The organism is Actinocrinis sp. (genome assembly GCF_035650855.1).
GTDB lineage: Bacteria > Actinomycetota > Actinomycetes > Streptomycetales > Catenulisporaceae > Actinocrinis.
On sequence record NZ_DASRGV010000103.1, the window covers coordinates 1 to 13279 of the forward strand.

Annotated in this window: 11 protein-coding genes; 4 read left to right on the top strand and 7 right to left on the bottom strand. The window is 70.4% G+C overall.

The features are described 5' to 3' along the window. The first annotated feature begins 107 nt into the window (after nucleotides 1-107). From VFB40_RS08135 to VFB40_RS08150, 4 genes are all read left to right on the top strand, one after another. Complete coding sequence (locus VFB40_RS08135) at nucleotides 108-719, top strand: response regulator transcription factor (protein ID WP_324840749.1); 612 nt, start codon at nucleotides 108-110, stop codon at nucleotides 717-719. Between the two features lie 168 nt (nucleotides 720-887). After that, a complete protein-coding gene (gene guaB / locus VFB40_RS08140; protein WP_324848687.1) occupies nucleotides 888-2387 on the top strand; it encodes an IMP dehydrogenase in 1500 nt (499 codons plus the stop codon). Between the two features lie 84 nt (nucleotides 2388-2471). Beyond that, the gene (locus VFB40_RS08145; protein ID WP_324848688.1) at nucleotides 2472-3578 is read left to right on the top strand and encodes a GuaB3 family IMP dehydrogenase-related protein; all 1107 of its coding nucleotides are present in this window, start codon (nucleotides 2472-2474) and stop codon (nucleotides 3576-3578) included. Nucleotides 3579-3701: 123 nt separating this feature from the next. Continuing rightward, nucleotides 3702-5402, top strand: a complete 1701-nt coding sequence (locus VFB40_RS08150; protein WP_324848689.1) for a glycerol-3-phosphate dehydrogenase/oxidase — start codon at nucleotides 3702-3704, stop codon at nucleotides 5400-5402. A 10-nt stretch (nucleotides 5403-5412) separates the two neighbouring features. On the opposite strand, the gene VFB40_RS08155 is transcribed toward VFB40_RS08150, so the two are convergent. The 7 genes from VFB40_RS08155 to rplU all read right to left on the bottom strand — a co-directional run bounded on the left by VFB40_RS08155 (nucleotide 5413) and on the right by rplU (nucleotide 13061). Continuing rightward, nucleotides 5413-5775 carry an SCO2583/SCO2584 N-terminal domain-containing protein gene (locus VFB40_RS08155; RefSeq protein ID WP_324848690.1) on the bottom strand — a complete coding sequence of 121 codons (363 nt, stop codon included), beginning with the start codon at nucleotides 5773-5775 and terminating at the stop codon, nucleotides 5413-5415. A gap of 188 nt (nucleotides 5776-5963) precedes the next feature. After that, nucleotides 5964-7262, bottom strand: coding sequence for a glutamate-5-semialdehyde dehydrogenase (locus tag VFB40_RS08160; RefSeq protein ID WP_324848691.1), 1299 nt, complete (start codon nucleotides 7260-7262; stop codon nucleotides 5964-5966). A gap of 115 nt (nucleotides 7263-7377) precedes the next feature. Further along, a complete protein-coding gene (gene proB, locus VFB40_RS08165; RefSeq protein ID WP_324840743.1) occupies nucleotides 7378-8520 on the bottom strand; it encodes a glutamate 5-kinase in 1143 nt (380 codons plus the stop codon). Between the two features lie 133 nt (nucleotides 8521-8653). After that, on the bottom strand, nucleotides 8654-10711 hold the full coding sequence (locus VFB40_RS08170; RefSeq protein ID WP_324848692.1) for a glycosyl hydrolase family 28-related protein: 2058 nt from the start codon (nucleotides 10709-10711) through the stop codon (nucleotides 8654-8656). A gap of 221 nt (nucleotides 10712-10932) precedes the next feature. Beyond that, nucleotides 10933-12354 carry a GTPase ObgE gene (gene obgE, locus VFB40_RS08175; RefSeq protein ID WP_324848693.1) on the bottom strand — a complete coding sequence of 474 codons (1422 nt, stop codon included), beginning with the start codon at nucleotides 12352-12354 and terminating at the stop codon, nucleotides 10933-10935. 125 nt (nucleotides 12355-12479) lie between these two features. Then, entirely contained in the window at nucleotides 12480-12737 is a 258-nt protein-coding gene (gene rpmA, locus VFB40_RS08180) for a 50S ribosomal protein L27 (RefSeq protein ID WP_324848694.1), read from the bottom strand. Nucleotides 12738-12743: 6 nt separating this feature from the next. After that, a complete protein-coding gene (rplU, locus tag VFB40_RS08185; protein ID WP_324848695.1) occupies nucleotides 12744-13061 on the bottom strand; it encodes a 50S ribosomal protein L21 in 318 nt (105 codons plus the stop codon). Between the last annotated feature and the right edge of the window lie 218 nt (nucleotides 13062-13279).

A 13279-nucleotide genomic window follows, 5' to 3' on the forward strand; every position in this document is an offset into this window, starting at 1 on the left:
CCGGAACCCCCCACCCGGCGGGCCGTCCCACCGGTTTCCGGCCCCACTCGCGTCAATTCCCGGCATTGCCTGACAGCAGCAGGTATCCACAGTGCGTGGAGGCACATATGACGTCCATCCTGGTCTGTGACGACTCACCGCTCGCCCGCGAGACCTTGCGCCGCGCGGTGGCCACGGTCCCCGGCGTGGACCGGGTCACCACGGCGAGCAGCGGCGAGGAGGTGCTGCGGCGCTGGACCGCCGACCGGGTCGACCTGGTCCTGATGGACGTGCGGATGCCCGGCCTCGGCGGCGTCGAGACCGTCCGCCGGCTCGTCTCCACCGACCCGACCGCCCGGGTCATCATGCTCACCATGGCCGAGGACCTGGACGGCGTGGCCCTCGCCGTGGCCTCCGGCGCCCGCGGCTACCTGCACAAGGACGCCTCGCGCGCCGAGCTGCGGGCCACCGTCTCGCAAGCCCTGGCCGACCCGACCTGGCGGCTGGCCCCGCGCCGGCTGCGCCCGGCCGAGGTGGGCTCCGCCCCGACCCTGACCGCCCGCGAGATCCAGGTGCTCGAGGGGATGAGCCACGGCCGCTCCAACGCGGAGATCGGCCGTGACCTGTTCCTGTCCGAGGACACGGTCAAGACGCACGCGCGGCGCCTGTTCAAGAAGCTCGGCGCCTCGGACCGCGCGCACGCGGTGGCCCTCGGATTCCGCTGGGGGTTGGTTCGCTGACCGCGGCCGATACCCTCAGCCTCCGCACGGCGGGCAGCCCGCTCCGGACCAGGAACGCAGTCCAGGTCCGGAGCCGCCGCCCGAGCGGGATTAGGGCGGGCTCTCGGGCCGTTAGACTTGGCATCTCCCCCGACGCAGCCGACCCCGACCCGACCACGGAGGGTTTTCGTGTCCGTCTCCGACATCCCCGAGAAGTTCGGCCTGCTGGGGCTGACCTTTGACGACGTGCTGCTCGTACCGGCCGTCTCGGACCTGGTGCCCGGCGAGTCGGACACGACCGCACGGCTGACCCGCAACCTGTCGGTGCGTATCCCGCTGCTGTCCGCGGCGATGGACACGGTCACCGAGGCGCGGATGGCGATCGCCATGGCGCGCCAGGGCGGCGCCGGAGTGCTGCACCGCAACCTCCCGGCTGAAGACCAGGCGGCGCAGGTGGACCTGGTCAAGCGTTCCGAGTCCGGCATGATCACGCAGCCGGTGACGATCAGCCCGGAGGCCACGCTCGCCGAGGTCGACGCGCTCTGTGCGAGGTACCGCATCAGCGGCCTGCCCGTGGTCGACGACGCCGGGTTGCTCATCGGCATAGTGACCAACCGGGACCTGCGTTTCGAGACCGATCACTCCCGGCTCGTGCGCGACGTGATGACCAAGGCCCCGCTGGTCACCGGGCACGTCGGGATCTCCGGCGCCGAGGCGATGAAGCTGATGGGCGCGCACAAGATCGAGAAGCTGCCGCTGGTCGACGCGACCGGCAAGCTGCACGGCCTGATCACCGTCAAGGACTTCACGAAGACCGAGCAGTACCCGCACGCCACCAAGGACGCGGAAGGCCGCCTGGTCGTCGGCGCCGCGGTCGGCGTCGGGGACGACGCGTACCGCCGCGCGATGCTGCTGGCCGAGGCCGGCGTCGACTTCGTCGTGGTGGACGTCGCGCACGGGCACTCCAAGGGCCTGTGCGACACCGTCTCCAAGGTCAAGGCGAATGCCCATATCGAGGTGATCGGCGGCAACGTGGTGACGGCCGCGGGCGCGCAGGCGCTCATCGACGCCGGCGTGGACGCGGTCAAGGTCGGCGTCGGGCCGGGCTCGATCTGTACCACGCGCGTGGTCGCGGGCGTCGGAATGCCGCAGGTCACCGCGATCTACGAGGTCAGCCGCGCGGCCAAGCCGGCCGGTGTCCCGGTGATCGGCGACGGCGGCCTGCAGTACTCGGGCGACATCGCCAAGGCCATCGCGGCCGGCGCGGACACGGTCATGCTCGGCTCGCTGCTCGCCGGTTGCGAGGAGTCCCCGGGCGACCTGATCTTCATCAACGGCAAGCAGTACAAGTCGTACCGCGGCATGGGCTCGCTCGGCGCGATGTCCTCCCGCGGCAAGGCTGAGGGCAGGGCGTACTCCCGGGACCGTTACGCACAGCAGGACGTTTCGTCCGACGACAAGCTCATCCCCGAGGGCATCGAGGGCCAGGTACCGTACCGCGGTCCGCTCGCCGCCGTGGCCCACCAGCTCGTCGGCGGCGTCAAGCAGGCCATGTTCTACACCGGTGCGCGCACCATCGCCGACCTGCAGGAGGCGCAGCTGGTGCGGATCACCTCGGCCGGGCTCAAGGAGAGCCACCCGCACGACATCCAGATGACCGTCGAGGCCCCGAACTACCACTCGCGCTAGTCACGCGGCGCCGAGGCGCTAGAGTCGATATCGCCGCTGACCTCTGCGGCGCCAAGACTCAGCGCCCGGAAAGGGAGCCCCATCGTGTCCGAGGTCGAGATCGGCCGCTCGAAGCGCGCCCGCGAGGCTTACGGCTTCGACGACATCGCCCTGGTCCCCTCGCGGCGTACCCGTGACCCCGAGGACGTCTCGATCGACTGGCAGATCGACGCCTACCAGCTGCGCCTGCCGTTCCTGGCCGCGCCGATGGACTCGGTGGTCTCCCCGGCCTCGGCCATAGCGATCGGCCGGCTCGGCGGGGTGGGCGTGCTCGACCTGGAAGGGCTGTGGACCCGCTACGCCGACCCGGAGCCGCTGCTCGCCGAGATCGCCGAGCTGCCCGCCGAGCGCGTCGTGAAGCGGCTGCGCGAGATCTACGGCGAGCCGGTCAAGGAAGAGCTGATCGTCGCCCGGATCAAGCAGATCCGTGACGCCGGCGTGGTCGCCGCCGGAGCGCTGTCGCCGCAACGCACCGCGCAGTTCTACAAGACGGTGGTCAACGCGGGCGTGGACTTGTTCGTCATCCGCGGTACGACGGTCTCCGCTGAGCACGTCTCGCACGAGAGCGAACCGCTCAACCTGAAGCAATTCGTGTACGACCTCGACGTCCCGGTCGTCGCCGGCGGCGTCGCGACCTACAAGGCCGCGCTGCACCTGATGCGCTCGGGCGCGGCGGGCGTGCTGGTCGGTTTCGGCGGCGGCTCCTCGCACACGACGAAGAACGTGCTCGGCATCGCGGTGCCGATGGCCACCGCGATCAGCGACGTGGCGGCCGCCCGGCGCGACTACATGGACGAGTCCGGCGGCCGGTACGTGCACGTCATCGCGGACGGCGCGATGGGCGGCAGCGGCGAGATCGCCAAGGCGATCGCCTGCGGGGCCGACGGTGTGATGATCGGTTCGCCGCTGGCCCGCGCGGTCGAAGCCCCCGGCCACGGCTTCCACTGGGGCGCGGAGGCCTGGCACGGCTCGGTGCCGCGCGGCGTGCGCACCCACCTGGGCACGGTCGGCACGCTGGAAGAGATCCTGGTCGGCCCGTCGAACACCGCGGACGGCACCATGAACCTCTTCGGCGCGCTGCGGCGGGCGATGGCGACGACCGGCTACTCCGACCTCAAGGAGTTCCAGCGGGTCGAACTGACGGTGTCTTAGCCGCGCGTCCGCAAGAGCGGATGGTCCCGGAGCAGCGGGACCACTAGCAACCGCCTAGAGCCCGCCCTTCCCGTGGCGTAACTCGCATAGCGCCAAGTCGGTGCAAACCGGCATCGTAGAGGTATGCGCAGTGCGAAGCTCGGAACCGAGGAACGGCGGGCCGCGTTGGCCGCGCTCGCCGCCACCGAACTGGACGTGTTGGTGATCGGCGGCGGCGTGGTCGGCGCCGGCACCGCCCTGGACGCGGTGACCCGCGGCCTTTCCGTCGGCATGGTGGAGGCGCGGGACTGGGCTTCGGGCACCTCGAGCCGGTCCTCCAAGCTCATCCACGGTGGCCTGCGCTACCTGGAGATGCTGGACTTCGCGCTCGTCCGCGAAGCGCTCAAGGAACGCGGCCTGCTCATCGAGCGGCTCGCTCCGCACCTCGTGCGCCCCGTGCCTTTCCTCTATCCGCTCACCGGACGCGCCTGGGAGCGGGTGTACGCCGGATCCGGCGTCGCGCTCTACGACGCGATGAGCTACTCGTCAGGGCACGGCCGCGGTCTGCCCCCGCACCGTCACCTGACACGCCGTCACGCGCTACGCATCGCTCCCTCGCTGAGGAAGGACGCGCTCGTGGGCGCGATCCAGTACTACGACGCGCAGGTCGACGACGCCCGCTTCGTCACCACGCTCGTACGCTCGGCGGCCTCGTTCGGCGCGCTCGTCGCGAACCGTGCCCGCGTCGTCGGCTTCCTTCGCGAGGGGGAGCGCGTTACCGGAGCCGTGGTCCGGGACGAGGAGAGCGGTGAGCAGTTCGAGGTAAAAGCGGCGCAAGTGGTCAACGCCACCGGCGTGTGGACCGATGAGACGCAGGCCATGGTCGGGGAGCGCGGCAAGTTCCACGTCACCGCATCAAAGGGCGTGCACCTCGTCGTGCCCAAGGATCGCATTCAGTCCGCGTCGGGCATCATCCTGCGGACAGAGAAGTCGGTCCTCTTCGTCATTCCGTGGGGCCGGCACTGGATCATCGGCACCACCGACACCGCCTGGGATCTGGACAAGGCGCATCCCGCGGCGAGCGCTACGGACATCGACTACGTGCTCGGCCACGTCAACAGGGTCCTGAGGACCGAGCTGACGCGTGAAGACGTCGAGGGCGTATACGCCGGTCTGCGGCCGCTGCTCTCCGGCGAGTCGGATGAGACCTCGAAGCTCTCACGCGAGCACATCGTCGCACACGCCGCGCCCGGCCTGGTCGTCGTGGCCGGCGGAAAGTACACGACCTACCGCGTGATGGCCGCCGACGCCGTGGACGCGGCGCTGCACGGCCTCGACCGGCGCGGCCCGGCCTCGTGCACCGAGACCGTCCCGCTGCTCGGCGCGGACGGCTTCCCGGCGCTGTGGAACGCGCGCGCCCGCATCGCCGCGGCCAGCGGCCTGCACGTCGCCCGGATCGAGCACCTGCTCGGCCGCTACGGCTCGCTGGCCGAGGAGGTCATCGCGCTGGTGGAGAAGGACCGCGCGCTCGGCCAGCCGCTGGACGGCGCGGACGACTACCTGCGCGCCGAGATCGTCTACGCGGCCTCACACGAGGGCGCGATCCACCTCGACGACGTGCTCGCCCGGCGCACCCGAATCAGCTTCGAGACCTTCGACCGCGGCGTCAGCTCGGCGCGACCGGCGGCGGAGCTGATGGCAGCCACACTCGGCTGGGACGACGGCCGTCTTGAGCGCGAGATCGCGCACTACACCGCGCAGATCGCCGCCGAGCGCGAATCCCAGCTCCAACCGGACGACCAGTCGGCGGACGCCGCGCGGATGGACGTGCCCGACTTCTCCTGAATGCAGGCTGTTACCGCAGCAGGATGAGCAACACAGCTGCGGCAGCCAACACGCACACGGTTATCGCCACGGCAGGCAACCGGACGGCGGAGAGATGGTGGGCCGGGCGTACGGCCCAGCGGCGCTCTGGCTGGTCGAGGAATCGCCGCGCGGATGACGGGTCTGCGGACAGTTCCGCCCGACCTCTGGCGAGCAACGCACGGGCCTGCGCCGAGGGTTCGCGCACCGGCGCCGCGGCGACGAAGGACTCGTCGAACACGAGCGGCGCGTCGTCGAGCGACGCGGCGCCGTCCGGGGCGCCCGCGGGGACCTGAGGTGCGTCTGCGCGGCGCTGCGCGGAGCGGTTGCGCTGTTCGGGAAAGCGCTCGGTCATTGGGGAAAAGTAACGGAAATGTTGCGTGATCAGTAGGGGGTACGGCAGCCAACTGCGACGAATATCGGCGCCGCGCCCACTTCCGGCGACCTCGACCGCGATCCGGCTGGTCAGCAGCCTGAAACTTTCGGCGCGCGGGGCGCCGCTTCCGGCGTCGGCGCCGACGCCCCCGGCCGGCTTTCGGCCCGTCAGGTGTTCGAGTCGCGCGCCTTGGTCTGGCCGTCGCCGATCACGATGTACTTCGTGGAGGTCAGCTCCGGCAGCCCCATCGGGCCGCGCGCGTGCAGCTTCTGGTTGGAGATGCCGATCTCCGCGCCGAAGCCGAACTCGCCGCCGTCGGTAAACCGGGTCGAGGCGTTCACAATCACCGCCGCCGAATCGACCCGGGCGGTGAAGGCACGAGCCGCCGCCTGCGAGCGGGTGATGATCGCTTCGGTGTGGCTGGAGGAGTACTTGCGGATGTGCGCTACCGCGGCATCCAGCGAGTCCACGACGGCCGCGGCGATGTCGAGCGAGAGGTACTCGGTGTAGAAGTCCTCTTCGGTGGCCGGTACAACGTCCGATGCGTTACCCGCAGCCGCCGCGACCGCTGCGGTCTGCTCGTCGCCGTGCACGGTAACGCCGACGTCCTTGAGCGCGGCGAGCGCGCGCGGCAGGAACGCCTCGGCGATGTCCCGGTGTACCAGCACGGTCTCCGCCGCGTTGCACACGCTGTAACGCTGCGCCTTGGAGTCGATCAGCAGCTCGACGGCGAGGTCGAGGTCCGCATCGGCGTCCACGTACACGTGGCAGTTGCCGACTCCGGTCTCGATCACCGGGACCGTGGAGCCGGTGACCACCGAGCTGATCAGAGCTGCGCCGCCGCGCGGGATGAGCACGTCCACCAGGCCGCGCGCCTGCATCAGCTCCTTGACGGAGTCGTGCGTGTCGCCGGGTACCAGCTGGATCGCGTCGCGCGGCAGACCACTGTCGGCCAGGGCGTCGCGCATCGTCTCGACGAGTGCCGTGTTGGACGAGCGGGCGGAGGAGGAGCCGCGCAGGAGTACCGCGTTGCCCGACTTGAGGCAAAGCCCCGCGGCATCGACGGTCACGTTCGGCCGCGCCTCGTAGATGATCCCGACGACGCCGAGCGGCACGCGCACCTGGCGCAGCTCGAGCCCGTTCGGCAGGACCGAGCCGCGCACCACCTCGCCGACCGGGTCGGCGAGCGTCGTGATCTTGCGCAGCGCCTCGGCGATGGCGGCGATCCGGTCCGCGGTGAGCGTGAGCCGGTCCACGATGCCGGCGCCGACGCCCGCCTCGCGCGCGCGCTCCGTGTCCTGCGCGTTGGCGGCGACGATGCGCGGCGATGCGGCGAGCAGGGCGTCCGCGATGGCGTGCAGCGCCCGGTCCTTCTCGGCGCGTGTGCGCACGGCCAGATCCGCGGCCGCCTCACGGGCCCGGCGCGCCGTCCGGATGACCTCAGACTCGCTCGACTCGTCCACCATGCCTCCAGGTTACGGCGCGGACGGCGGGAGGTAGCACGCTATTTCAGGCAGTGAGACCGGCGCTCGCGGTGGCACGGCAGCCGGTCGCCGCGCAGTCGGCAGTGGCTACACCGGATCAGAGCACGGCCAGGTCGTCGCGGTGCACGACCTCGCGCTCGTATTGCGGCCCGAGCGAGGCCGCCAGATCGCGGGTCGAGCGGCCGAGCAGCGACGGCAGTTCGACCGCGTCGTAGTTCACCAGGCCGCGGGCCACCGCCCGCCCCGACGGATCGACCAGGTCCACCGGATCGCCGGCGACGAAGGTGCCGGACACGGCGGTGATCCCGGCGGGCAGCAGGGAGAGGCGGCGGCGCACGATCGCGTCGACCGCGCCCTCGTCCAGCTTCAGGGCGCCGCGCGGCGCCGTCGCGTGCGCGAGCCACAGCAGGCGCGCTGCGGACCGTTTCCCGGTGCGGTGGAACAGGGTGCCGACCGCGTCCCCCGCGAGCGCACGGGCGGCGTATGCGGCCGTGGTGAGCACCACCGGGATGCCTGCCTCGGTGGCGATCCGGGCCGCTTCGACCTTGGTGACCATGCCGCCGGTGCCGACTCCGGCGCGCCCGGGGGCGCCGATCGACACGCCGGCCAGGTCCTCGGGTCCGCGCACGTCGCTGATCGGGCGGGTTCCGGGCTTGCGCGGGTCGCCGTCGTAGAGTGCGTCGACGTCGGAGAGCAGCACCAGCAGATCCGCGTTGACCAGGTGCGCGACGAGCGCGGCCAGCCGGTCGTTGTCGCCGAACCTGATCTCCTGGGTGGCCACCGTGTCGTTCTCGTTGACGATCGGGATGAAGCCGAGTTCCAGCAGCCGGCTGAGCGTCTGCAGGGCGTTGCGATAGTGCGAGCGGCGGGTCACGTCGTCCGCGGTGAGGAGCACCTGGCCGACGCCGTGGCCGTGCCGCGCGAAGGACTGGGTGTAGCGGGCGATCAGCAGGCCCTGGCCGACGCTCGCGGCGGCCTGCTGCATTGCTAGTTCCCGCGGCCGCTTTCGCAGGTTCAGCGGAGCGAGCCCGGCCGCGATGGCCCCGGAGGAGACCAGCACCACCTCCGCGCCGCCCGGCTTCGAGAGCGCCGATTCGTGCAGCGCGTCCACGAGGGCGTCCACCCGGCTGCCGTCCAGCCCCCCGGCCGCCGTCGTCAGCGAGGAGGAGCCCACCTTCACCACGATCCGCCGCGCGGCGGTGACCGCCTCACGCTTGGTCGCCTGCCCGCCTTCGCTCACCGGCTCAGGATAAGGTCGCCGGCCGCGTCGTCGCTCTCGGGTTTCAGCGCGTGGGACCGGCCGGAGACCCGAGCCCCCGGCCGGTCCCGTCCAGCTCCGGCAGTCGGTTAGCTCTGACTAGGCGCAGCCGCCGTCACGACCAGGGAGACGGCGGCGGTGGCGGCACGACCGCCGGCCGGTCGTCGCAGGTGATCGTGTTGGGCAGCTCCCAGGGCGCCAGCCACGGCCCGGTGGTCCCGCCGCCGGTGTTGCCGCCGAGGTCGGTGACGGCGAACTCGGAGCCCGCGGGCGTGAAGTGGAACGACCCGCAGTTGTTGATCCCGACCGCGCCGACGTTGCGGGCCACCACGTTCTGGAAGCTGGCCGACCCGGCGGCCCGCGCGCTGAGCACGGAGGTACCGGTGCCGTCCACCTTGATGTCCGAGAAGTGGACGTTCGAGATCGAGTACAGGTCCTTCACCGGGAAGTCGGCGACCAGCATGATCGCGTTGTAGGTGTTGTCCAGGAAGTCGTCCCCGGTCACCTCGACGTCCGCGGCGATGCTGCTCTGCAAGGCGTAGATCCAGATCGCGCCGAGCCCGATGTTCCAGTTCAGCTCGTAGGTTCCGGCTCGCACCGTGGTGTTGCCGGTGATCCACAGGTGGCCGCTGAAGGGCACCGCGTTGAACCGGCTGCCGACCTGAAGTCCGCTGCCTTCCCGGATCGGGTCGGCGACCAGATTGTTCGACACGGTGTTGTCGCTGCCGCCGTAAATCGCGATCCCGTTCGCCAGCACCGGCGTCTGCACGGTGTTGTGGTCGAAGGTGTCGTTCGCGTCCGCGGTGACCTCGGACCACATCGCCAGGCCGTCATCGCCGGCGTTGCGGATGGAGTTGTTCTGCACCAGCGAGTTCGTCACGCCGGTGTGGAAGTTGATGCCGTCGGCGATCTGATCTGCGATCACATTGTTCGTGATCTTGAGGTTGTCCATCGGCCCGTCGAACCACATGCCCACCTTGGTGTGGTGGATGTAGAGCCCGTCGACGGTCGAGTCGCTCAGCGCGCCGCCGATGCCGTTGACCTGGTCGGTGTCGATGCGCTCGCGCACGTCGCCCTCGATCGCGAAGCCGGAGAGGTGCACGTTGTGGCTGCCGCCGGCCGAGGCGTCCCTGCCGTAGAAGCCGACGCCGGTGTGGATCGAGCCGTCGGGCGCGGGGCTGCTGAGGGTGACCTGGTGGCCCTTGACGATCGAGTACCAGCTGCCCGCGCCCTCGACGGTCACGTTGTCGACGATGATGTGCCGGTTGACCTGGAACGTGCCCGGCGGGATGTAGACCTTCAGGTGCGTCTTCTGTGCGAAGGCGATCGCCCGGTCGAAGGCGTCCGCGGAGTCGCGCCGGCCGGTCGGGTCGGCGCCGAAGAACAGCACGTTCGCCGAGATCGGGTCGAGCTTCGGCGGCGCGACCAGCTGAGAGTCCATCAGGTCGATAGTCGTGGTGGCGGCGGTGCTGCCAGCCGGAACGGTCAGCCGGATCTTCGAGCCCGCCGCGTAGGTCCGGCCGAGGAGGAGCCGCTGCTCGTCGTAGAAGTGGTTCGGCCGGAACGGGGTCGGGAACACCGGGGCCGGCGTGGTCTGATCCGGCACGCAACTGCACTCGGTGGTCCACCAGTCAGGGTGCAGCGGACCGGCATTCGGGTCGTTGCTGAACGGATACTCGTTGTACAGCCACGCGTACTGCGACGTGAGAGTCATCGTGCGGTGATCGTGGCCGTTGACGGTCACGTCCAGCGGGGCAGTTATCCCGCCGCCGGTTGGAGCGTCAGGGATGCTGTACCGCACGGTGACCGCGTTCGCAGAGCTGGGCAGCGTGAACTCGACGTACTGACCGGGCGTCAGATTGACCGCGGACCGGCCGGATGCTTCCGCCGGAAGCGTGTAGGCGGTCGTGCTCGGGCCGATGACCGTGCCGTTCGTCGCGGCGTTCTCGGCCTCCTGCTCGACGATGCCGAGGCTGGCGCCGCGCCCGGCGACCAGGGAGGGGTCGATCGCGGCGCGGGTCACGGCGGTCGGCGTGTACCCGCCGGCGGCCAGCGCGGGACCGCCGAACAACACGCCGAGCCCGGCGGTGGCGGCTGTCGCGGCCGCGAGCACCGCGGTACGCCGCGGCCGGCCGGGTGAGCTGGGCAGAGCTCCGGAGATGCTCCGTTGCATCGAATGCTCGTTTCTCTCGTGAGTGTGAACACCTGATGACGCCCACGGTGGCCACACACCACCAGGCCGCGAGGTGACACTAGGGCCGCTCGGGCGGCTCCACAAGAGTCACTGCAAGATATTTTCGTCGCTCTGTTATTTGCTTGCGGTCAAGATTTGCGTTCTTGCGGGAAGTGCTAGGACTTGTTGCGCATGAGGCAGGTATCGCGCAAGCGGCTCGGTCAGCTGTACAGCCGGTCGTCCGAGCCGCGCGGCCCGAGGTGCTCAGCGCCGCTGGCCAACGTCGGCTGCCAATCGAAGATCACCGCGTCGGGGCCGTCGCCGATCACGACCTCGTCGCCCTCGTGCGCGCCCATTTCCAGCAGTGCCTGTTCGACCCCGAGCCGGTTGAGCCGGTCCGCGAGGTAGCCGACCGCCTCGTCGATCGAGAAGTCGGTCTGCCGCACCCAGCGCTCCGGCTTGCTGCCGCGCACGACGTAGTGCCCGTCCTCGAAGGAGAGCGTGAACGGCGCCTCGTCGACCGCCTTCGGCCGGATCACCAGGCGCCCCGGCTCCTCGGCCGGACGCTGCGCCCGCGCCTGCTCGACGATCTCGGCCAGCGCGAAGGCCAGCTCGCGCAGTCCCTCCCGGCTGACCGCGGAGACCTCGAACACGCGCAGGCCGCGCGCCTCCAGGTCCGGGCGCACCAGTTCCGCGAGGTCGCGCGCCTCCGGGACGTCGATCTTGTTGAGCACGACAAGGCGCGGCCGGTCGGACAGCATGCCGAGCGCCGCGAACTGGGCGCCCGCGCCGGTCCCGCCGCCGACGTTCTGCTCGTCGCCGCTCAGCGCCTCCTCGTACGCCGCGAGCTCCGCCTCGATGACGTCCAGGTCGCTGAGCGGGTCGCGGTCGGGCTCCAGGGTCGCGCAGTCGAGCACGTGCACCAGCACCGCGCAGCGCTCGATGTGGCGCAGGAACTCGTGGCCGAGCCCCTTGCCCTGGCTCGCGCCCGGGATCAGCCCGGGCACGTCGGCCATCGTGAAGACATGGTTGTCCGCGGTGACCACGCCGAGGTTGGGCACCAGCGTGGTGAACGGGTAGTCGGCGATCTTCGGCTTGGCCGCCGACATCGCGGCGATCAGCGAGGACTTGCCGGCGCTCGGGTAGCCGATCAGCGCCACGTCCGCGACCGACTTGAGCTCGAGCACGAACTCCCCGGCCTCGCCCGGCTCGCCGAGCAGCGCGAATCCGGGAGCCTTGCGCTTGGTGGTGGCCAGCGCCGCGTTGCCGAGCCCGCCGGGGCCGCCCTTGGCCAGCACGAAGCGGGTGCCCGCGCCCACCAGGTCGGCCAGCACCTCGCCGTCCGCGGACTTGACCACGGTCCCGCTCGGCACCGGCAGCACCACGTCGGCCCCGTTGGCGCCCTGCTTCAGGTCGCCCGCGCCCGGCTTGCCGTTGCCCGCGGTGCGGTGCGGGGAGTAGTGGTACTCGATCAGCGAGGTGACGTTCGGGTCGACCACCAGGATCACATCGCCGCCCCGGCCGCCGTTCGCCCCGTCGGGGCCGCCGAGCGGCTTGAACTTCTCTCGGTGCACGGAAGCGCAGCCGTGGCCGCCCTTACCGGCCGCGACGTGCAACATCACGCGGTCTACGAAGGTGGCCATGGCTGTCTTCTCTCCGACTTCAGATAAGCCCGATCACGACAGTACGCCGGGTCGACCACTGCGACCCGGCGTACTGGCGAGACGGTGCTTTGAGACTGCTGTGCGTACCGTGCGGTAGACGCTGCTTAGGCGTCGACGCTCACGATGTTGATGACCTTGCGGCCCCGGTGCGTACCGAACTGCACGGCGCCCGCGGTCAGCGCGAACAGCGTGTCGTCCTTGCCGCGGCCGACGTTCTCACCCGGGTGGAAGTGGGTACCGCGCTGACGCAGCAGGATCTCGCCGGCGTTCACCTTCTGGCCGCCGAAGCGCTTCACGCCGAGCCGCTGCGCGTTCGAGTCCCGTCCGTTGCGGCTGGACGAGGCGCCCTTCTTGTGTGCCATGTCAGCTTACTTCTTCCCGGTGTCGATGCTGGTGACCTTGACCTGGGTGTACTTCTGCCGGTGGCCCTGGCGCACCCGGTAGCCGGTCTTGTTCTTGTACTTGAGGATGTCGATCTTCTTGCCCTTGACCTCGGCGACGATCTCGCCGTGGACCTTGACGCCTTCGAGCACCCACGCGTCGGAGGTGACCGAGTCGCCGTCGACGACGAGCAGCGCCTTCATCTCCACCGGGGTACCCGGCTCGCCGACGAGCCGGTCGACCTCGACTACGTCGCCCACGGCGACCTTGTGCTGCCTACCGCCGCTGCGGACGATCGCGTACACCGCTACTCCTACGGTTTTGCCTACGCCTGCGCGCAGTGCGATACAAGTCGCCGCGACAAGCTGAGACTGTCGATTGACTGGTCCGGCGCGGCGCGGGGGCACCGCGGGACGAGGGGCGAGCCTAAACACGCCGAAAAGCAAGCGTACGGATCGGGTGCCGGTGAGGTCAAACTGAAGATCACGAACGAGCCTCACCGGTGCTAAGCGGTGCGTGACCG